The organism is Polynucleobacter victoriensis (assembly GCF_900187875.1).
In the GTDB taxonomy this organism is placed as follows: domain Bacteria; phylum Pseudomonadota; class Gammaproteobacteria; order Burkholderiales; family Burkholderiaceae; genus Polynucleobacter; species Polynucleobacter victoriensis.
In genome coordinates, this window is sequence record NZ_FYEX01000001.1 from 620,853 (window position 1) to 640,697 (window position 19,845).

Genomic DNA, 19,845 nt, shown 5'->3' on the forward strand with positions numbered 1-19,845 from the left:
CTCTGTTTTCTGTATTTTACTAGTGCTTGGTACCAACAAGCTTTCTTAACCAAGGTTCAATATGATCATAGTCAAATGTTTGAGTATCAAACATCTTCATCATCTCTTTGTGAATTTTGTTATTTTCAGCAACCAATTGACATTTATTAATTCTCAAAAAGACGTCTACTACAGCAAAAGCAACCCTCTTATTCCCATCTATAAACGGATGATTGATAGCCAAACTTTCCATCAACGCCGCTGCTTGGCAAATAATATCTGAGTAATAACCTGTTCGCGGCCGAAATAACGCTGCTTCTAGAGCCCCTAGATCTCTCAATCCTGGGGCACCACCATATTTTTTAATCATAATGGCGTGAATAGATAAAACCTCGATGGTTGTTAAATAATCTATTTTTGACATTCAATTACTTGGCTAATTTTTGATAAAGGCTATCAAACTCTTGAATACTTAGACCAAGCGCTTCAACAACATGTTGTCGTGGTTTATTAGTATTTCTGCGCTCAAGAAACTCTCGCATTGCCTCGTCTAACAATGCCTGAAACTGCTTACCCTCTTCCTCTGCGAGTTGACGCATAGCAGCCAACAACTCAGGGGAGGCCTGAGATGCAAATTTTTCTTTAACTGGTTTTGATTTCATAAAAACCTCTTTATCATGAAATTTCTTGATATTTCATGATAAAGACAATGGCACTGATCTGTCAAATAAAACCACCTTTGGTAGTTAATTACTGTGCTTTTTTAATCTCAAACCTAAACAAACGGCACTCCAAGGGGCCATTGAATAAAGGTGTGCGCTTAGACTCTTTCATGCGCAGCTGTCCTGGTAAACCCATATCTGCTGTCAAGACATCCACCTGCCAACCGTGGAAATCATCCTTCAGGTGCTTGCCGAACTGATTCAAAAACTCCATGAACTCGGGTGAGTTATTGTTTTTAGGCAAGGCGTCTCGTGCACCACGACCACCCTTGATCTCTAATCGCTCACCATAAGGCGGGTTAAAAAGCATCACCCCAGGATCTGCAAACGGCGACTTTGCTACCAAAGCATCAATCTGACGCACATTCGATAACACACCAGATTGTGCTGGCAAGCCAGCACGCTTCCAGTTACTCTTCACAATACTAATCATGTTCTCATTGATATCACACGCAGCCATCTTGAGCTTATTCGCATTCGCTAAGCCCTGCTCAATGTTTTTCTTTGCTACTTCGCACAAGCCGTCCCACTGTTTTTTTAGTTCTGGCGTATTGAATGGTTTCAATCTCTGAAAACCAAAGCCCTGATCAGCCCCCACTAGGTCAACACGCGTTGGTCTGTATCGAGTGAACCGGCTAGCTTCTGTTTTCTCTTGCTCATTCCGCTGAGCTTTGACTGCTTGATTGTGCGCCTGGGCCGCTTGCTCTTCTGCTTGTTTGGGATTCATGAGGCCCGCACGTATCGAGCCCGATGGAATGCCTAAACCACGATAAGCCGCTTCAATCAAAAACGTGCCACTGCCGCACATGGGATCAAATAAGGGTTGCTCAGGCTTCCAGCCAGTGAGTGCCAAGATGCCTGCAGCCAAGTTTTCTTTGAGTGGTGCAGCACCCTTATCATCGCGCCAACCGCGCTTGAACAGGGATTGACCACTGGTGTCCAAATAAACCGTTGCATGAGTCGCCGTTAGATGAGCTTGCACCCGCACATCAGGCAACTCTGTATCGATACTAGGTCGCGATCCTTTGACTTCTCTGAAGCGATCACAGACCGCATCCTTGATTCTGAGCGTGACAAAATTAAGACTGGTCAGCGGTGAACGATGCGCCGTTAAATCCACGCGCATAGTTTGATCTGGATTGAACCAATCCTCCCAACTGAGAGATCTGACTGCTTTGTACACATCGTCTTCTTTGCGGTAGGCAACATGGGTCATTTGCAATAAGCAACGACTGGCAATGCGTGAATGAAGATTAATCGCCAAAGCGACTGACATCGGACCCGCAATACCCAAACCACCCGTGCTGTTCGCAGGAGGTGGATCAATCACCCAAGCACCCAATGATTTAATTTCAGAGCGTTCTGAAATTTCTTTTAACTCTTCAGCGAGTGGTATCTCAAGCCCTCTTGGACAGACAATAAAGAACTTCATCGTAAAACCTTATGAATAGATGGATTAAAAAGGTTTTACAACCACTAAGATGCTGACAATCAAAAAGATCACCACCGGCAACTCGTTGAACCAGCGGTACCAAATATGGGAGCGCTGATTAATGCCCGCCTTAAACTTCTTATGAATCGACCCACAGGCGTGGTGATAGCCCAACAAAATAAATACGAGCGTCAACTTAGCGTGCATCCAGCCTGAATTAGGTCCTTTACCCACACCGTAATATAGCCAAAGAATGAGGCCTAAGATCAGTGCCGGAATCATCAAAATCGTCATGAAACGGTACAAGCGATGCGACATACCCAAGAGACGTTCAAGCGCTTGTGGGTTGGTTTCTTGAGCCATGTTCACAAAGATGCGTGGCAGATAAAACAAACCCGCAAACCAAGAGGCCACAAACAAGATGTGAAAGGCTTTCACATACAAATACGCACTGCTCATTACTTCTGTCATCTCAACCATCCCTTTAGGTTTACATTGCCACTAATTGTTCGAACTTATTGTTACTTCACAGACTTGGCTTGCTTTAAGTGCGCACTTCACCCTGACCAAACACGATGTACTTCATCGAGGTGAGACCTTCCAAACCAACTGGGCCTCTGGCATGCAACTTGTCATTTGAAATACCAATCTCAGCACCTAAGCCATATTCAAAGCCATCTGCAAAACGAGAGCTCGCATTGATCATCACACTGGCACTATCCACTTCACGCAAGAAGCGCATGCCTGCAGAGTAATCTTCAGTGATGATGCAATCCGTGTGATGACTGCCGTAGCGATTGATGTGATCAATCGCCTCATCCATGTTGCTGACTGTTTTAATGGATAGGATTGGAGCCAAATACTCAGTTGACCAATCTTCTTCAGTCGCATCCACTAAGTTCTTAATGCCATTAGCTTCAAGCGCTTGTTTTGTTTTTTTACAAACGCGCAACTCCACACCCTTGTCTTGATAAATTTTGCACAAAGGTAATAAAGATTCTTTAATTGCTACCTCATGCACCAATAGAGTTTCCATGGTGTTGCATGGAGCGTAACGTTGCGTCTTGGCGTTATCGCACACCTTGATTGCTTTGGCAGGATCTGCCAGCACATCAATGTAGGTATGACAAATACCATCCAAGTGCTTAATCATTGGCACACGTGCATCATTCATCAAGCGCTCAATCAAGCTCTTGCCACCGCGTGGCACGATCACATCGATGTACTCATTCATGGTGATCATGGCACCCACCGCAGCGCGGTCAGTGGTTTCAACCACTTGCACAGCATCAGATGGCAAACCAGCGGCCGCCAAACTCTCTTGAATTAACTTTGCAAGCGCTGTGTTGGAATCTATCGCTTCAGAGCCCCCACGCAAAATCGTCGCGTTTCCAGACTTTAGGCACAGAGCTGCTGCATCAATGGTGACATTTGGACGTGACTCATAGATGATGCCAATCACCCCCAGAGGCACACGCATTTGACCAACCTGAATGCCTGATGGCATTTTTCGAATATTGCTCATCTCACCAATTGGATCTGCGAGCTTGGCAATTTGCTCCAAGCCTTCGGCCATGGTGGCAATTGTTTTATCTGTGAGCGTTAAACGATCAATAAACGCAGCATCTTGGCCATTGGCCTTGGCACGCTCCACATCTTTAGCATTTGTCGCTTTTAGTGATTCAGCATTCTTTCTAACCAAGTCTGCCAAATGAATCAAGGCTTCGTTTTTGGAAGCCGTAGAAGCTTTCGCCATGGCGCGAGAGGCTAGGCGTGCTTTTTGACCAATCGCCTTCATCAAGGCAATCGCGTCAGTATTGGTGTTGTTTTGAGTGCTCATAGGCATTACTTTAAAGGAAATATGCTCTGCAGGCACCCTTTAGCCTATATCTGTAGCACCGATTTGGCTACAACCCCCTGATTAGCAAGTTTTTGCATTCCCGCTAAAAAACTAATTTCCAAGAGTGTGATGGCTCCCGCCACCGTAGCTCCCGATTTTTCGACGAGCTTGGCTGATGCCAATAAAGTCCCGCCAGTGGCCAAAACATCATCAATCAACAACACTTTGGCGTCTGTTGGCAGAATGGTTTTCTGCATCTCCAGTAAATCAGTGCCGTACTCCAAACCATAGCTTTCTTGATGTACATCCAAGGGTAGCTTATTGGGTTTTCTAGCAAGGATGAGGGGTTTGGATAACTCATTCGCCAACGCCGCACCAAAAATAAAACCTCTGGATTCAATACCTAGGAGATGTGTGAACTCAAGATCCTGAGATATTTGAGCCAACTGATGCGTCGCTTCTTTAAAAGCAGCAGCATTGGCCAATAATGGGGATATATCTCGGAACATGATTCCAGGCTTTGGAAAATCAGGTACCACTGGTAGATAATCTAATAAATTCATTCGAGCATTCCTATGCATCATTCATACGTCATTATCACAGCGCTAGAAGGCGAACTAGATCCCAGCAAGATTCCAAAGGACATTCCCATTGTTTACTCTGGGGTGGGTAAAGTGAATGCCACCATTGCAACGCTTGAGGCCATACAGAAGTTTAAACCCAAGACCATCATCAACTTTGGTACCGTTGGAAAAATTAATCCTGAGTTACACGGACTTCTTCCGATCAAAAAAGTACTGCAACGTGACATGCAAACCGAGCCATTAGCACCTCGTGGCACAACTCCTTTTTGTAAGAAGCCTTCCGAATATTTTTCTGAGGCTGGCATCTACACTTGTGGCACTGGTGATAGTTTTGTCACTTCACAAGACAATTGGTTGATTCAGCAGCAAGTGGATGTGGTGGATATGGAATTGTTTGCCATCGCAGCAGTAGCGAATCATCATCAAATTCCATGGCTCTCATTCAAATACATCACCGATGATGCGAATGAAGATTCAGGCGATCACTGGCAAGAAAAAATGAATGCGGGTGAACAGCTATTTTTAGAAGAGTTGTCTAAATTGGTTTGATTGTTTAAGCAAACAATCGACCCAACATCCTCAAACCATCCCAAGGTTCACTCGGTAGTTTTTCTAAGACAGGGCCATCACCTTTACGAATTTGTAGTCCCTTGGATTGCTTATCAAGTCCACTCAAGACCGTGAGCGCTTTTTGTAAACGATCCGTATTGAGTCTTTGCAGCGCCTGTGGAATCAATCGCTCCTTATTACCCCACACCCGATTCATTTTCATGAGCATGGATAGGTTGTCACCTTGATCCACCCCCTGACGCAAGCGATTCAGCAACCTGACCTCCTCAGTCACTGACCACAAAATTAAGACCAAGGGCTCACCTTCACCTTGCAAGCCATCGACCATGCGATTAAAGCGCGCAAGATCGCCAGCTAACAATGATTCGGTCAACTGAAAGACGTCGTACCTTGCCACATTGAGTACGGCGTCACGAATGTTGTCTTCAGTCAAAACACCTTCTGGGTAGAGTAATCCTAACTTTTGCACTTCTTGGTGAGCGGCGATCAAGTTACCTTCAATTTGATTAGCCATGAACTGCAGGGCTCGTTGACCAGCTTCACCAGGCTCAACATGTTGCTGTTGTTTTTTTAAGCGTTGCGCAATCCAGTTAGGTAAGTGAGTGCGATCAATTGGATCAATTCTGACTGCTACTCCAGCTTCATCCAAGGCGGTGAACCAGGCAGATTTTTGTGTCTGAAAATCTACCCTGGGTAAAAAAATACAAGTCACTGTATCCACAGGATCTTTGGCTGTTACCTGCGCTTGTATTTGGGCACAAAATTGTTTAATCGCATCTGCGCCGTCCCTGCCAGGCTTGCCGGTGGGCATACGCAACTCGACGTAGCGCTTATCCCCAAACAAAGACATGGTTTGACCAGCATTCATGAGAGACGACCAGTCAAAGCCTTTTTCTTGAACCATCACTTCACGCTCTGTGTGACCGTGAGCAATCACCATGGCCCTTAACTGGTCTTGCAGCTCCATCACCAATAAAGGTTCATCACCAGTTAAAACATAAAGGGGGTGTGGGCCATTTTTTTTGGCCTGCGCCAAATGCGCTTCGAAAGCATCAGCCTTCAACATGATGATTAACGTTGATCTTCTTTAGAAGTTGTTGTTTTTGAGGAATTTTTACCAGGCAACTTCTTGATAGCGGATAAGCGACGCATCAATTGATTCACAATATCAACACGCATGGTCTTGACAAACTCGGCCACCAATAAATCAAATGATTGAATATTTGCCTGATTAAAATCAATGTCGCGCGTCAGATAAATATCTGCCTCAGGCATCAACTCAATTCCATCTGGATTAAAAGCACGAAAAGCAATTCTGCTAATAATTCGGTACGCCGTGATTTGGCCAGAACCGTTATATGAAAGTACCTGCTTAGCATTTTGTTCAGTGATGATCTCTAAAACCAAATCTGCTTCCTTAACGCTTTTGACCAAATTAATGTCATTGACCTTCAAATACATCTCCAGAGTATCTCGAAACTCTGGCGTCATCGCGCCACTAAGGAAAATATTCGTGTAAGGCAAATCAATCTTGCCTCTGACTCTCCAACCACAGGCACTCAAAGTGGCCAATGAAAAAATTGCTAAACCCCCAAGCAAAGAGTCTCGGCGTTTACTCGAGAACTTGTGATTGGTGGTCATGATTTTTTTCATATATGGCTATTGTGCGCTATTTCAAAACTCTTCTTGAAGTTCTCACTAGATCACAATGTTGACCAAGCGACCCGGCACAATAATGACCTTTTTAGCCGGTGCGCCAGCCATCGCCTTTTGCGCTGACTCACTGGCCAAAGCCAAGGACTCAATGGTCGCTTTATCTGCATCCACTGGCACCAAGACTTGACCTCTCAATTTACCGTTCACCTGAATCATCAAAGTGATTTCATTTTGAACTAGAGCTGACTCATCCACCTCTGGCCATGGCGCATCAAGAAGGTCACCCAACTGAGTTTGGTAGCCAGCCGTATTCCACAAAGAGAAAGTAATATGGGGCACGACTGGATAGAGTACGCGCAACAAAATGCCGAAAGTTTCACGACGCACTTCTGGGCTCACTGTTTTAGCTTGCTCAAGTGCATTCAACATCTTCATCGTGGCAGAAACCACAGTGTTGTATTGCTTGCGTTGATAGTCAAAGTTCGCTTGCTTTAAGACGCCATGGATTTCCAAACGCAAAGCCTGATCAGCATCACTCAATACTGCAGGCAAGTTAGGCGCAGCTGACTGAATAGTCGCCGCGTGCGTTGCTCCGTAGACCCACAACCTGCGTAAGAAACGTGAAGCCCCCTCGACGCCCGAGCTAGACCACTCTAGTTGCTGCTCAGGAGGAGCAGCAAACATTGTGAACAAACGCGCCGTATCAGCTCCATATTGATCAATCAAAGACTGTGGATCAATACCGTTGTTCTTACTCTTAGCCATTTTCTCCACGCCACCAATTTGCACTGCTTGACCAGTGGCTTTGTGTTTGGCTGAGATAGGTCGACCTTTGTCATCTGTTTCTACGGCAACATCATCTGGATTCACCCAAGTCTTGCGACCGTTCGGCTCATCAATGTAATACGTGTCATTCAGCACCATGCCTTGCGTGAGCAAGTTGCTAAAGGGCTCATCAAACTTCACAAGACCCAAGTCACGCATGACCTTGGTCCAAAAACGTGCGTACAACAAGTGAAGGATCGCATGCTCAATGCCGCCGATGTACTGATCCATTGGCATCCAGTAGTCATTACGCGCATCCACCATGCTATTAGCACCTGGTGATGTGTAGCGCATGAAGTACCAACTGGAGTCGACAAAAGTATCCATCGTGTCGGTTTCGCGACGCGCTGGCTTGCCACAGCTTGGGCAGGTGCAGCTTAAAAAGTCTTCGCGTTTATTGAGCGGATTACCAGAACCATCTGGCACACAATCTTCTGGCAACACCACCGGCAAATCTTTTTCTGGAACGGGCACTTCACCACAAGACTCACAATGAATGATTGGAATCGGTGTACCCCAATAACGCTGACGAGAAATACCCCAGTCTCTTAAGCGGTAGGTGGTTTTCATTTCACCAAGACCCAGTGCTGCAATGTCTTTGGCAACTGCTTGCACTGCATCTGCGTGACCAAGTCCATCATATTTGCCACTGTTAACAGCTTTAACAGTTTCTTTATCAGCATACCAATCTTGCCAAGCCGTAGCGTTGAATTCTTGGTTGGCGATTGCCATCACTTGCTTGATTGCAATCTTGTATTTCAATGCAAAGGCAAAGTCACGCTCATCGTGGGCAGGCACACCCATCACAGCGCCATCGCCGTAGGTCATCAACACGTAGTTACCAACCCATACTTCAACCTCTTCACCAGTTAGAGGATGCTTGACCTTCAAGCCAGTCGGCATACCCTCTTTTTCTTGGGTGGCCAAATCGGCTTCGATCACACTGCCCTGCTTGCACTTCTCAATGAAGGCAGCTAGAGCAGAGTTTGTTTTTGCTGCATACGTAGCCAATGGATGCTCAGCAGCCACTGCGCAGAAGGTGACGCCCATGATGGTGTCTGCACGCGTGGTGAACACATACATCTTGCCGTCTTGGATTAATTGACCATCTGCATCTTTGATGTCGTGCGTGAATGCAAAGCGCACACCAAAGCTCTTGCCAATCCAGTTTTGCTGCATGAGCTTGACACGCTCAGGCCAACCCAAACCTTCTAGGCCACTCAATAGCTCTTCAGCATAGGACGTGATGTTCAAGTAGTAGCCAGGAATCTCGCGCTTCTCTACCAATGCACCTGAGCGCCAACCACGCCCATCAATTACCTGCTCATTGGCCAATACAGTTTGATCAATGGGATCCCAGTTCACGACTTGGGTCTTGCGATAGGCAATACCCTTTTCCAACATCTTCAAAAAGAGCCATTGATTCCAACGGTAGTACTCTGGCTTGCAGGTGGTGACTTCGCGCGACCAATCAATCGCCAAGCCCATCGCATCCATTTGCTTTTTCATGTAAGCGATGTTGTCGTAGGTCCAAGCTGCTGGCGGCACATTGTTGTTCAAGGCAGCGTTTTCCGCAGGCATACCAAACGCATCCCAACCCATTGGCATTAAGACGTTATAGCCTTGCATGCGCAACTGACGGGTCATCACATCATTGATGGTGTAGTTACGCACGTGCCCCATGTGCAACTTACCTGATGGATAAGGCAACATCGAACAGGCATAGTATTTTTTCTTAGGTTTGCCGTTGCTATCTTTGGCATTTTCATCAACGCGATACACATCGCCTGACTTCCAGTGCGCGTTGGCCGCCGCTTCAATGGCGCGGTGATCGTATTCTTTACTAACTGTTACTTCTGAACTCAAAACAAGACCTTTGTATTTCTCAAATTATTTTTTAAAACTGATATCAGTGGCAGTTGATGACGTTAGATCTCTAAGTTTTTCAGACCCAACACGTCTTGCATATCAAATAGACCGCTCGTTTGATTTGCCAAAAAGCGACCCGCTCTCACAGAGCCTTGTGCGTAAGACATGCGACTGGCCGACTTATGAGTCACCTCAATGCGCTCGCCGTCACCGCAGAACATCACTGTGTGATCGCCCACGATATCGCCACCACGAATGGTGGCAAAGCCAATGGTGCCCGCTTCACGCTCACCTGTATGACCTTCTCTAGCGTACACAGCGCAATCCTTGAGGTCTTTACCCAAAGCCTTAGCAATCACCTCGCCCATGCCAATCGCTGTGCCTGATGGCGCATCGACTTTGTGCTTGTGGTGTGCCTCAACGATTTCAATGTCGTAGCCTTGGTTCAAAATCTTTGCAGCCACTTCCAATAACTTGAATGTGGCGTTGACACCCACGCTCATGTTGGGGGCAAACACAATGGCTAGTTTTTCGCTGGCTTTTTTTAATGCTGCCTTTTGCTCTTCTGTAAAACCAGTGGTGCCAATGATCATCTTCACGCCCATCTCTTTGGCCACCTCTAGGTGAGCCAAGGTACCCTCAGGACGAGTGAAGTCAATTAAAAAATCAGCACCCTTTAAACCATCTTTGATATCGGCAGTAATTTTGATGCCGGTGCTTTTGCCTAAAAAAGCTGCCGGATCTTGGCCCAAGTAGGGACTGCCCGGAATATCCAAGGCACCCACGAGTTGGGCATCAGGGGTATTTAAAACCGTCTCAATCAACATGCGCCCCATGCGACCCGAAGCACCTGCAATGGCAAATTTCAAACTTGTCATATTTTTCTCTGAATTATTTTTATTGATTAGTTTCTGGTGTCACCACGAGGAATGCCAACACCTTGCGTAGGATTTGGCACTGTTTCTACAGTTGGTGCTGCGTGTTTGCTGTCAAGTTCCTTCGCAACTGGCTTGCGTTGAGGGCGAGCACCTTTAATACCATCAATCTCAGCAATCAACTCGTATTCTGTTGGTAGGTCATCGGCTGCAATTTTTACAAGCGCTTCTTTTTCAAAGAATAGTGTTACCTGGCGTTGCTCCACCAATTGAGTATCACCACGCTTGAAAGCAAAAACATAATCCCAACGATTGGTGTGCATCACACTGGTTAGTAAAGGAGTACCCAGAATCACTTTGACTTCTTCACGGTCCATACCAACCTTTAAGCGCTCCAATTGCTCCTTAGAAATAAAGTTGCCCTGCACCATGTCTGGACGGTAGGGATTGAATACCTTGCCCAACTTGCTCTTAGAGTCATCAGAAAAGGTGGTCAAGCCGCTGCAGGCGGTTAAACCCACCACAAACAGAGCCACAAAGCCTGATTTGGCGATTTTTTTAAGGTTTTTTAAGCAGATTTGCATGGTAAGCCGTATCATGAGAAAAATTGATTTTAGCGCTATGACAAACACAATATCTCCAAATAATTTAAGAGACATGGGTCTCAAGGTTACAGGCCCTCGGATGAAGATCTTGGAGTTCTTTCACCAGAACCGCCACAAGCACTTCAGCGCCGAAGACGTCTATCTTGCCATGGTTGCCGATGGCATGGATGTCGGACTAGCGACAGTCTACCGCGTTCTGACCCAATTTGAGCAAGCTGGCCTACTTTTACGCAATCATTTTGAGTCTGGCAAGGCCGAGGGTAAGGCCATTTTTGAGCTCAATGAGGGGGATCACCACGATCACCTCGTTTGCGTCGACTGTGGCCACGTTGAGGAGTTTGTGGACCCTGCCATCGAGAAGCGCCAGCAAGAAATCGCTAAAAACCTAGGATTTGAGATCGTGGACCACGCACTAGCGCTGTACGGCACCTGTAGCAAGAAGAACTGCGCCAAGCGAAAAAAGAGCAAGTAATAAAAATATTTCCCAATAAAAAACCCGCCTCAGCGGGTTTTTTATTCATCACAGCCAAGCCGTGACTGATGTTGATTTACTTAGCTTGCACCAACGCCTTGGTCGCATTCAACATCTGGCAGCTGTAGCCCCATTCGTTGTCGTACCAAGCCAAGATTTTTACCAATTTGCCATCTTTTGAGACACGTGTTTGTGTGCTGTCAAAAATACTTGGGCGTGGGTCGTGGTTAAAGTCCACCGATACCAATGGCAAGGTGTTGTAGCCCAAGATGCCCTTGAGCTGACCTTCGCTGGCTTTTTTGATGATCTCGTTCACTTCTTCAACGCTGGTTGCCTTGGATGGTGTGAATGTCAAATCAACCACTGATACGTTGATTGTTGGCACGCGCATCGCAAAGCCATCAAACTTACCTTGTAGCTCTGGCAACACCAAACCAACAGCCTTAGCAGCACCCGTCTTGGTTGGGATCATGCTCATCGTGGCTGAACGTGCGCGGCGCATATCCTTGTGATATACGTCCGTTAATACTTGGTCGTTCGTGTACGCATGAATCGTTGTCATCAAACCAGATTCAATACCAATTGATTCCAACAATGGTTTTACTGCTGGAGCCAAACAGTTGGTTGTGCAGCTCGCGTTAGAGATTACTTGATCGCTAGCTTTGAGAACCTGATGGTTCACGCCATACACAATAGTGGCATCCACGTCTTTTTCACCAGGGGCAGAAATCACAACTTTCTTGGCGCCCTGCTGAATGTGCACCATGGCTTTTTCTTTGGATGTGAAAGCGCCTGAACACTCCAACACCACGTCCACGCCATAATCGCCCCAATTTGTTTCTAGGGGGTTGCGGGTTGAGAACATCTTGATGCGGTCACCATTAATCACGAGGTGATCGCCATCGACCACAACAGTACCTGGGAATCTGCCGTGCGCAGAATCATATTGAGTCAAGTGCGCATTGATATCAATACCACCCAAACCATTGATCGCTACCACTTTGATGTCATCACGCTTTTCTTCATAAATAGCGCGAACAACCATACGACCAATACGACCATAACCGTTAATAGCTACTTTGATTGTCATGAACAACTCCCTCTATATAAATTCTGTTTCAGTGTTTATTTTTATTTAAATGCATTGACGGACTGTTTTTGCAACAGACTCAGCCGTTAAGCCAAAGTGCTTGTAGAGCACTCCCGCAGGCGCAGACTCACCAAAGGTATCCACGCCATGCACCGCTGCACAGCCATACTTCCACCAGTAATCTGTCACACCCGCTTCAATTGCAATGCGTGGCAAACCTGCTGGCAATACTGAATCTTTGTACGCCTTGCTTTGTTGATCAAATACAGTGGTTGCTGGCATCGAAACGATTCTGACTGCAATACCTTCTTTGCTGAGTAACTCAGCAGTTTCTAAAGCAATCGCAATTTCTGAACCCGTGGCGATTAAGACAGCTTGTGCATTTTTAGCGTCTCGCATCACGTAACCACCTTTGTAAATCGCTTGCACCTGTTTGGCATCACGTTTTACAAATGGACAGTTTTGACGACTGAAGATCAAACTAGATGGGCCATTCTTGCGCTTAACAGCAGACGCCCATGCCACAGCACTTTCTGTGGTGTCACAAGGACGCCACACGTCCATGTTCGGTATTAAACGCAAACTCGCCACATGCTCCACAGACTGATGCGTTGGACCGTCTTCACCCAAACCAATTGAGTCATGCGTGAACACAAAGATACTGCGGATCTTCATCAAGGCTGCCATGCGCAAGGCATTACGGCTGTAGTCCGAGAAGGTCAAGAAGGTCGCACCAAATGGAATGTAACCGCCATGCAAGGCAATGCCGTTCATGATGGCGCTCATACCAAACTCACGCACACCGTAGTTAATGTGGTTACCCCACTGGTCTCCACGCACTGCTTTGCAGGTTGACCAATTAGTCAAGTTAGAACCAGTTAAGTCAGCAGAACCACCCATGAACTCTGGCAAGGCCGGCGCCAACGCTTCAATCGCATTTTGGCTGGCTTTACGCGTTGCAATTGTTTCTGCCTTTTCTGCGCACTTGCTTAGATAAGCATCCACTGTTTGCTCAAAGTTGCCTGGTAACTCACCAGCCATGCGTCGCACCAACTCTTTAGCCTCTTGCGGATATTTAGCGCGATAAGCACCAAACTGACTATTCCAGTCGCTCTCTAAATTTGAACCCTTAACAGTTGCATCCCAAGCCTTGTAAACATCTTCCGGAATAACAAATGGTGCATGCTCCCAACCAATCGCTGCGCGCGTCGCTGCGATCTCAGCAGCACCCAACGGCGCGCCGTGAACTTTGTCTGTGCCAGCCAAGTTCGGTGAACCTTGGCCAATCGATGTTTTGCAACAAATGAATGTCGGCTTATCGCTCTTCTTTGCTTGTGCAATGGCTTCGGCCACTGCATCTGCATCATGACCGTTCACATTACGAATCACGTTCCAGCCATAGGCCTCAAAACGTTTAGGCGTGTCTTCAGCAAACCAATTCACCACCTTGCCATCAATTGAAATGCCGTTGTCATCCCAAAGAGCAATTAATTTATTGAGCTTGAGTGTGCCAGCCAATGAACAAGCTTCATGACTCACACCTTCCATCAAACAACCATCGCCTAAAAATACATAGGTGTGATGATCAATAATCTCTAGACCTGGTTTATTGAATTCTTGTGCAAGAAGTTTTTCTGCCAAGGCCATGCCCACAGCATTAGTAATACCTTGACCCAATGGGCCGGTTGTAGTTTCTACACCAGGCGTAATACCGTACTCAGGATGCCCCGCAGTTTTACTGTGCAACTGACGGAAATTTTTCAACTCTTGCATCGGCAAGTCGTAGCCCGTCAAATGCAATAACGCATACAACAACATAGAGCCGTGACCATTCGATAAAACAAAACGATCACGATTCATCCACAATGGATTTTTAGGATTGTGTTTGAGATGTTCACCCCAGAGACCTACTGCAATTTCAGCCATACCCATTGGCATACCTGGATGACCAGAATTAGCTTGCTGAACTGCATCCATAGCTAATGCACGAATTGCGTTAGCCATATTTTTTTGCTTAGACGACATTATTTTCCCTGCGGCTTGTTTTTGGATTTAAGCCATTTTTCAGCATTTATTGCCAAAAAAGTCCCGATCCCTCAAAGCTCAACATTTTATCATTGGCGCCACATCCCTTATGATTGTTTTATGTCCCATTTTTATCTCCCTGGCCCCTGGCCTAAACCTGGCGTTGACATCAGCGATGAGCTGATTTTGGACGTCAAACTAGCCCATCATTTACGGGTCCGCAGAATCCAAGTTGGAGAAAGCTTTCAGGTATTTGATGGCAAAGGAATGACCGCCAATGCTTGTTTGGTCGCCATGGATAAAAAATCAGCAGCCGTACGTTTGTCCGAGGTCTCTGAAAATCTGCGCACCGAAACTAAAAGTCCGATCACCTTGGCCCAAGGGATGGCCAGCAGTGACAAGATGGACTGGTTGATTGAAAAATCAGTGGAGTTAGGCATCTCAGAAGTGATCCCGCTACACACAGAACGATCCGTGGTTCGACTAGACGGTGAGAGAGCCGCTAAGAAAGCCACGCACTGGGAAGGCATCTTAGTGGCCGCCTCCGAGCAATCAGGTCGCACGGTATTACCAAGCTTGGCTCCTGTACAAAACTTACCGCTTTGGCTATCTAGCCTCAACCCTCATGACAATGCCTTGCGCTTAATGCTCTCCCCCAGAGCCGATAGCACCATCTTGAGTGTTCTGAAGCGCTGCACACCTCAGGCTCTCATGATTTTGATTGGGCCGGAGGGTGGTTTAACCGACTCTGAAGAAGAACAGGCCAAGCGTGCTGGGTTTGTACCGGTATCAATGGGTCACAGAATTTTACGCACCGAGACAGCAGGAATTGTCGCTTTAGCGACAATTCATACGATTTGGAATCAATTTTGAGATATTTAACTACATTTAGACTCTTTTAACTGATTGCTTAGTTGAGATTCATGGTTAATTTATCCTGCCCTTGGAATTAAAAAAAGCCGCTTTGTATTTAGCGGCTTTTTTAATGGCGTTAACTAAATTTAATTAATCAAGTTAACAACTTTTAATGTTTTTTAGCGATATTTTCAGGCAAAAGAGTAAAAAATACGGCACGATACGCGACGATCTGCCCAAAACTCAACTGCATCACGGAACACGTCCAAGAGTGTTTCGCGCGCTTCTTTGTCAAACTTGTGTGTGCAAGGCAAACCTTCCAGAACAATCACAAAACCAGGCTGAGGGCCTGAGCGATCGATCAAAGTTGTCAATGAATCCAATAAGTTATCAAAGTTCTTAGCCTGCTGTCTTGGGAAGTAAAAGCCATTACCAATCGCTTCTAACACTTCAGACTTAGTAATTGCATGTGCGCAACTAGCGTAAATAAAGTGCTGACCCAACTCACTCGCAGCTTCTTGCAAGTCAACCGTTCTAAATGCACGAATAGACTGAACAATATTGGTGCGAACAGCGCGTAAAGCGGCTGTAGGGCCTGCTTCGCGAGCTGCTAAAGCAGTACGCCATGTCGAAGTCGATTTAGGGCCAGAAACCCCTGTATTAGCGACAGACGAGTTCAGATTACCCAGAACGGACTGGCCATAGAGGTTATTTTCTGAAATATTGATCGTCATAATGGGGTGTAGAGTACCCTTTTTGTCCCCCAAAGACAAGTGACGCAATGGCTTATTTTTACTAAGCCATTGTTTTGTATATAAAAATAAATATGTGAGCGTTTGCTCACATATAGTTTTTAGGGTCTATTTCTGTTGCGCTGCTTCTACTACAGCTAGTGTTGTCATGTTCACGATCCGGCGAGGTGTCGCTGACGGAGTGAGAATATGCACTGGTTTTGCAGCACCCAACAAGATCGGGCCAATCGCAATACCGTTACCAGCAGCAGTTTTTAGCAAGTTATAAGAAATATTCGCCGCATCAATGTTTGGCAACACCAATAAGTTGGCATCGCCAGTCAATGTGGAATCAGGCATGATGTTTTTACGAATCGCCTCATCCAAAGCACAGTCGCCATGCATTTCGCCATCGACTTTCATGTCTGGCGCAATTTCTTTCAAAATTCTGAGGGTCTCACGCATTTTTTGCGCAGACGGTGCATTGCTAGAACCAAAGTTAGAGTGTGACAACAAAGCGACTTTCGGCTCAATGCCCATCGCACGCAATTCTTTAGCAGCCAAAATAGTTAACTCAGCCAACTGTTCAGCACTGGGATCAACGTTGATGTGTGTATCTACCAAGAATACCTGGCGACCCGGCAATACCAACGCGTTCATCGCGCCATAAGTTTTAGCGCCCTCTTCATGACCAATCACTTGATCGATGTAATGTAAGTGAGCGCCAGTCTGACCAATCGTGCCACAAATTAAGCCATCAGCTTCACCTTTTAATACCATCAATGAACCGATCAAGGTATTACGACGACGCACCTCTAAACGAGCATACGATTCTGTTACTCCTTTACGCTCAGTTAAGCGATGGTAGGTTTGCCAGTAGTCACGATAGCGCTCATCAAACTCTGGGTTACATACATCCACATCCACACCAGGGTTCATGCGCAAACCAAAACGTTCCACACGACGGGCAATCACTGCAGGACGGCCAATCAAAATTGGATTAGCAATCTTTTCATCGATAAGCACTTGAACGGCACGCAGTACGCGCTCGTCCTCACCTTCGGAGAACACAATGCGCTTTTTAGACATCGGCACTTTTTTAGCCACAGAGAACAATGGCTTCATCAAAGTGCCTGAGTGGTAGACAAATTGTTGCAACTGATCTTTGTATGCCGTGAAATCTTTAATTGGGCGAGTGGCCACACCAGAATCCATCGCCGCTCTAGCGACAGCAGGAGCAATGATGGCAATCAAACGAGGATCAAATGGTTTCGGAATCAAATACTCTGGACCAAACGATAAGTTACTTGCACCATAAGCAGATGCCACCACATCACTTTGCTCCACCTGCGCCAAATCAGCCACCGCGTTCACAGCAGCAATTTCCATCTCGCGCGTAATCGTTGTAGCGCCCACATCCAATGCACCACGGAAAATGAATGGGAAGCACAAAACGTTATTTACTTGGTTGGGATAGTCTGTACGACCTGTGGCGATGATCGCATCATCACGTACCGCCTTCACTTCCTCAGGCAAGATTTCTGGGGTTGGATTGGCCAAGGCAAATACCAAAGGTTTTGCTGCCATCTTTGCCACCATCTCTGGCTTTAATACTCCACCAGCAGATAAACCTAAGAACACATCAGCGCCATCAATCACTTCAGCCAAGGTGCGCTGTGGCGTGTCTTTGGCAAATGGCTCTTTATCAGGATCCATTAACTCTTTACGACCCTTGTACACCACACCGGCCAAGTCTGTGACCCAAATGTTTTCAATGGGCATGCCCAAATCAACCAAAAGATCTAGACAGGCCAAAGCAGCAGCGCCAGCACCAGAAGTAACTAATTTAACTTTCTTAAGATCTTTACCAACCACCTTCAAACCGTTCATGATGGCCGCACCCACCACAATCGCTGTGCCGTGTTGGTCATCATGGAAGACTGGAATCTTCATGCGCTCGCGCAACTTGCGCTCAATATAAAAACAGTCAGGTGCTTTAATGTCTTCTAAGTTAATGCCGCCGAATGTCGGCTCCATCGAGGCAATAATTTCAATTAACTTGTCCGGATCTTTTTCATTGATCTCAATGTCAAATACATCGATGCCTGCAAACTTTTTAAATAGAACGCCCTTACCTTCCATCACTGGCTTACTGGCCAATGGTCCGATGTCACCTAAACCAAGAACAGCTGTACCGTTGGTGACCACACCCACCAAATTACCGCGCGAGGTGTAACGAAAAGCGTTGGCTGGATCGGCTACGATTTCTTCACAGGCAGCTGCAACGCCTGGTGAATAAGCTAAAGCTAGATCTCGCTGGTTAGTAAGTTGTTTGGTAGGAGCAATTGCAATCTTGCCCGGCGTTGGAAACTCGTGATACTCGAGAGCTGCTTTGCGCAATGCTTCTTTTTGTTGATCACTAGAGTTTTTAATATTTTTTGCTGATGTCATTGGATAGTTCTTTCAACCTTCACAAGTGAAGATGTTTTAGTTGTATCTCGTTAGTGTCTCGTGGTTAGTTTGCTATTTTTGTTAATTTGTCCCTAGATTCTATTCCTCTTCAAGAAACTCGGACGATTTCTTAAATATAGCCATGATGCAAATGAGTATTTTGACCCTACAATAAAGCCATGACTGATTCTGCAAAACCACTCGGTGAATTTGATCTGATTGAACGATTTTTCAAAAATCGCGCCAATCAACAATTAAAGAATCACCCCGAAATCCATCTAGGTATTGGGGATGACTGCGCCTTAATTGGTTTAGAAAAGTCTTTGAATACCAGCGGCTTGAAAGATTTAGCCATCAGTACCGACATGTTGGTAGAAGGTCGACATTTTTTACCCAATGCCGATCCTTATTTACTGGGTCATAAATGCTTAGCCGTGAACCTCTCTGACTTGGCTGCCATGGGTGCACGCCCACTCGGATTTACCTTGGCGATTGCCATGCCAGAAGTAAAAGCTGCGTGGTTAGAAGCTTTTTCCAATGGTCTTTTTGATTTAGCCAATCAGCATCAATGCCCACTAATTGGCGGCGACACCACCGCTGGACCTCTCACAATCAGCATCACTGTATTTGGTCGAGTGTCTGGTAGCGAGGCACTCGCCCGCCACAAAGCACAAGTGGGTGATGACATTTGGGTCTCTCACCAAATAGGTGATGCTCGCCTGGCTCTCGGGTCACTTCGATTGGAATGGCCACTCAGCACCGAGGAATTCAACGTGGTGTCTGCTCGCATGCATGCCCCAACACCTCGCGTTGAATTAAGTCAAAAGCTCTTAGGTATTGCTCATGCTGCGATTGATATTTCTGATGGTTTGTTAGGTGATTTATCTCACATACTGCTTCAATCCAAAGTGTCAGCAGAGGTTCTAATTGATCAGGTACCTGGCTCTGATGTTTTAAATAGCAAGTCATTAGAGCTTCAACGCCTGTGCAAATTATCGGGCGGTGATGACTACGAACTTTGCTTTACCGCTTCTACCGAAAAGTCTGCCGCAATCAATAATTTATCCAAAGAGTTAGGTCTTGCCTTAACCAAGATTGGAAAAATTACTTCTTCATCAACACAGTTAATTACTCTGATTGATGGCGACGGACATCCTTTGCCACCCAACCTAAGCGCACAGTACCTCAAATCATTTGATCACTTCAAATAACAAAAAAGCCTCTTGTTTGAACAAGAGGCTTTTTTATCTTTGCTTTTTATCTG

At 46.1% G+C, this 19,845-nt stretch carries 19 protein-coding genes; 4 read left to right on the forward strand and 15 right to left on the reverse strand.

Annotated elements, in window-relative coordinates; all coding sequences use genetic code 11:
- Positions 1 to 19: 19 nt before the first annotated feature.
- From CFR83_RS03235 to CFR83_RS03260, 6 genes are all read right to left on the reverse strand, one after another.
- On the reverse strand, positions 20 to 403 hold the full coding sequence (locus CFR83_RS03235) for a type II toxin-antitoxin system death-on-curing family toxin (RefSeq protein ID WP_088812540.1): 384 nt from the start codon (positions 401 to 403) through the stop codon (positions 20 to 22).
- A gap of 4 nt (positions 404 to 407) precedes the next feature.
- Positions 408 to 641, reverse strand: coding sequence for a hypothetical protein (locus tag CFR83_RS03240; RefSeq protein ID WP_088812541.1), 234 nt, complete (start codon positions 639 to 641; stop codon positions 408 to 410).
- An 88-nt stretch (positions 642 to 729) separates the two neighbouring features.
- A complete protein-coding gene (locus tag CFR83_RS03245) occupies positions 730 to 2,133 on the reverse strand; it encodes a THUMP domain-containing class I SAM-dependent RNA methyltransferase (RefSeq protein WP_088812542.1) in 1,404 nt (467 codons plus the stop codon).
- A gap of 24 nt (positions 2,134 to 2,157) precedes the next feature.
- Positions 2,158 to 2,604 (reverse strand): CopD family protein, encoded by a 447-nt coding sequence (locus CFR83_RS03250; RefSeq protein WP_243383331.1) that lies wholly within the window; start codon positions 2,602 to 2,604, stop codon positions 2,158 to 2,160.
- Between the two features lie 73 nt (positions 2,605 to 2,677).
- Complete coding sequence (locus CFR83_RS03255) at positions 2,678 to 3,973, reverse strand: glutamate-5-semialdehyde dehydrogenase (protein ID WP_088813180.1); 1,296 nt, start codon at positions 3,971 to 3,973, stop codon at positions 2,678 to 2,680.
- Positions 3,974 to 4,017: 44 nt separating this feature from the next.
- Positions 4,018 to 4,536, reverse strand: coding sequence for an adenine phosphoribosyltransferase (locus tag CFR83_RS03260; RefSeq protein WP_088812543.1), 519 nt, complete (start codon positions 4,534 to 4,536; stop codon positions 4,018 to 4,020).
- A 12-nt stretch (positions 4,537 to 4,548) separates the two neighbouring features.
- On the opposite strand from CFR83_RS03260, the gene CFR83_RS03265 reads away from it, so the two are divergent.
- Entirely contained in the window at positions 4,549 to 5,106 is a 558-nt protein-coding gene (locus CFR83_RS03265) for a 5'-methylthioadenosine/S-adenosylhomocysteine nucleosidase family protein (RefSeq protein ID WP_088812544.1), read from the forward strand.
- 4 nt (positions 5,107 to 5,110) lie between these two features.
- Here CFR83_RS03265 and holA read toward each other — a convergent pair whose 3' ends face one another.
- From holA to CFR83_RS03290, 5 genes are all read right to left on the reverse strand, one after another.
- On the reverse strand, positions 5,111 to 6,196 hold the full coding sequence (holA, locus tag CFR83_RS03270; protein WP_207758561.1) for a DNA polymerase III subunit delta: 1,086 nt from the start codon (positions 6,194 to 6,196) through the stop codon (positions 5,111 to 5,113).
- A 2-nt stretch (positions 6,197 to 6,198) separates the two neighbouring features.
- Positions 6,199 to 6,780, reverse strand: a complete 582-nt coding sequence (locus tag CFR83_RS03275; protein WP_088812546.1) for an LPS-assembly lipoprotein LptE — start codon at positions 6,778 to 6,780, stop codon at positions 6,199 to 6,201.
- Between the two features lie 45 nt (positions 6,781 to 6,825).
- A complete protein-coding gene (gene leuS, locus CFR83_RS03280) occupies positions 6,826 to 9,474 on the reverse strand; it encodes a leucine--tRNA ligase (RefSeq protein WP_088812547.1) in 2,649 nt (882 codons plus the stop codon).
- 62 nt (positions 9,475 to 9,536) lie between these two features.
- On the reverse strand, positions 9,537 to 10,346 hold the full coding sequence (gene dapB, locus CFR83_RS03285; RefSeq protein WP_088813181.1) for a 4-hydroxy-tetrahydrodipicolinate reductase: 810 nt from the start codon (positions 10,344 to 10,346) through the stop codon (positions 9,537 to 9,539).
- A gap of 35 nt (positions 10,347 to 10,381) precedes the next feature.
- The gene (locus CFR83_RS03290; protein ID WP_243383333.1) at positions 10,382 to 10,936 is read right to left on the reverse strand and encodes an outer membrane protein assembly factor BamE; all 555 of its coding nucleotides are present in this window, start codon (positions 10,934 to 10,936) and stop codon (positions 10,382 to 10,384) included.
- 37 nt (positions 10,937 to 10,973) lie between these two features.
- Here CFR83_RS03290 and fur point away from each other — a divergent pair, with 37 nt between their 5' ends.
- Positions 10,974 to 11,429, forward strand: coding sequence for a ferric iron uptake transcriptional regulator (gene fur, locus CFR83_RS03295; protein ID WP_088812548.1), 456 nt, complete (start codon positions 10,974 to 10,976; stop codon positions 11,427 to 11,429).
- Between the two features lie 76 nt (positions 11,430 to 11,505).
- Here fur and gap read toward each other — a convergent pair whose 3' ends face one another.
- Together gap and tkt are read right to left on the reverse strand one after the other, a co-directional pair.
- Positions 11,506 to 12,519 carry a type I glyceraldehyde-3-phosphate dehydrogenase gene (gene gap / locus CFR83_RS03300; protein WP_088812549.1) on the reverse strand — a complete coding sequence of 338 codons (1,014 nt, stop codon included), beginning with the start codon at positions 12,517 to 12,519 and terminating at the stop codon, positions 11,506 to 11,508.
- Positions 12,520 to 12,564: 45 nt separating this feature from the next.
- On the reverse strand, positions 12,565 to 14,544 hold the full coding sequence (gene tkt / locus CFR83_RS03305; RefSeq protein WP_088812550.1) for a transketolase: 1,980 nt from the start codon (positions 14,542 to 14,544) through the stop codon (positions 12,565 to 12,567).
- 120 nt (positions 14,545 to 14,664) lie between these two features.
- Here tkt and CFR83_RS03310 point away from each other — a divergent pair, with 120 nt between their 5' ends.
- Positions 14,665 to 15,417, forward strand: coding sequence for a 16S rRNA (uracil(1498)-N(3))-methyltransferase (locus CFR83_RS03310; RefSeq protein ID WP_088813183.1), 753 nt, complete (start codon positions 14,665 to 14,667; stop codon positions 15,415 to 15,417).
- A gap of 173 nt (positions 15,418 to 15,590) precedes the next feature.
- On the opposite strand, the gene CFR83_RS03315 is transcribed toward CFR83_RS03310, so the two are convergent.
- Positions 15,591 to 16,133 (reverse strand): barstar family protein, encoded by a 543-nt coding sequence (locus CFR83_RS03315; RefSeq protein ID WP_088812551.1) that lies wholly within the window; start codon positions 16,131 to 16,133, stop codon positions 15,591 to 15,593.
- A gap of 126 nt (positions 16,134 to 16,259) precedes the next feature.
- On the reverse strand, positions 16,260 to 18,581 hold the full coding sequence (locus tag CFR83_RS03320) for an NADP-dependent malic enzyme (protein WP_088812552.1): 2,322 nt from the start codon (positions 18,579 to 18,581) through the stop codon (positions 16,260 to 16,262).
- Positions 18,582 to 18,760: 179 nt separating this feature from the next.
- Here CFR83_RS03320 and thiL point away from each other — a divergent pair, with 179 nt between their 5' ends.
- The gene (thiL, locus tag CFR83_RS03325; protein WP_088812553.1) at positions 18,761 to 19,792 is read left to right on the forward strand and encodes a thiamine-phosphate kinase; all 1,032 of its coding nucleotides are present in this window, start codon (positions 18,761 to 18,763) and stop codon (positions 19,790 to 19,792) included.
- Positions 19,793 to 19,845: the final 53 nt, after the last annotated feature.

Coding starts and splice junctions, on each gene's coding strand:
- CFR83_RS03235 (WP_088812540.1), bottom strand. CDS start 403: ATGTCAAAAATAGATTATTTAACAACCATCGAGGTTTTATCTATTCAC.
- CFR83_RS03240 (WP_088812541.1), bottom strand. CDS start 641: ATGAAATCAAAACCAGTTAAAGAAAAATTTGCATCTCAGGCCTCCCCT.
- CFR83_RS03245 (WP_088812542.1), bottom strand. CDS start 2,133: ATGAAGTTCTTTATTGTCTGTCCAAGAGGGCTTGAGATACCACTCGCT.
- CFR83_RS03250 (WP_243383331.1), bottom strand. CDS start 2,604: ATGACAGAAGTAATGAGCAGTGCGTATTTGTATGTGAAAGCCTTTCAC.
- CFR83_RS03255 (WP_088813180.1), bottom strand. CDS start 3,973: ATGAGCACTCAAAACAACACCAATACTGACGCGATTGCCTTGATGAAG.
- CFR83_RS03260 (WP_088812543.1), bottom strand. CDS start 4,536: ATGAATTTATTAGATTATCTACCAGTGGTACCTGATTTTCCAAAGCCT.
- CFR83_RS03265 (WP_088812544.1), top strand. CDS start 4,549: ATGCATCATTCATACGTCATTATCACAGCGCTAGAAGGCGAACTAGAT.
- CFR83_RS03275 (WP_088812546.1), bottom strand. CDS start 6,780: ATGAAAAAAATCATGACCACCAATCACAAGTTCTCGAGTAAACGCCGA.
- CFR83_RS03290 (WP_243383333.1), bottom strand. CDS start 10,936: ATGCAAATCTGCTTAAAAAACCTTAAAAAAATCGCCAAATCAGGCTTT.
- fur (WP_088812548.1), top strand. CDS start 10,974: ATGACAAACACAATATCTCCAAATAATTTAAGAGACATGGGTCTCAAG.
- gap (WP_088812549.1), bottom strand. CDS start 12,519: ATGACAATCAAAGTAGCTATTAACGGTTATGGTCGTATTGGTCGTATG.
- tkt (WP_088812550.1), bottom strand. CDS start 14,544: ATGTCGTCTAAGCAAAAAAATATGGCTAACGCAATTCGTGCATTAGCT.
- CFR83_RS03310 (WP_088813183.1), top strand. CDS start 14,665: ATGTCCCATTTTTATCTCCCTGGCCCCTGGCCTAAACCTGGCGTTGAC.
- CFR83_RS03315 (WP_088812551.1), bottom strand. CDS start 16,133: ATGACGATCAATATTTCAGAAAATAACCTCTATGGCCAGTCCGTTCTG.
- CFR83_RS03320 (WP_088812552.1), bottom strand. CDS start 18,581: ATGACATCAGCAAAAAATATTAAAAACTCTAGTGATCAACAAAAAGAA.
- thiL (WP_088812553.1), top strand. CDS start 18,761: ATGACTGATTCTGCAAAACCACTCGGTGAATTTGATCTGATTGAACGA.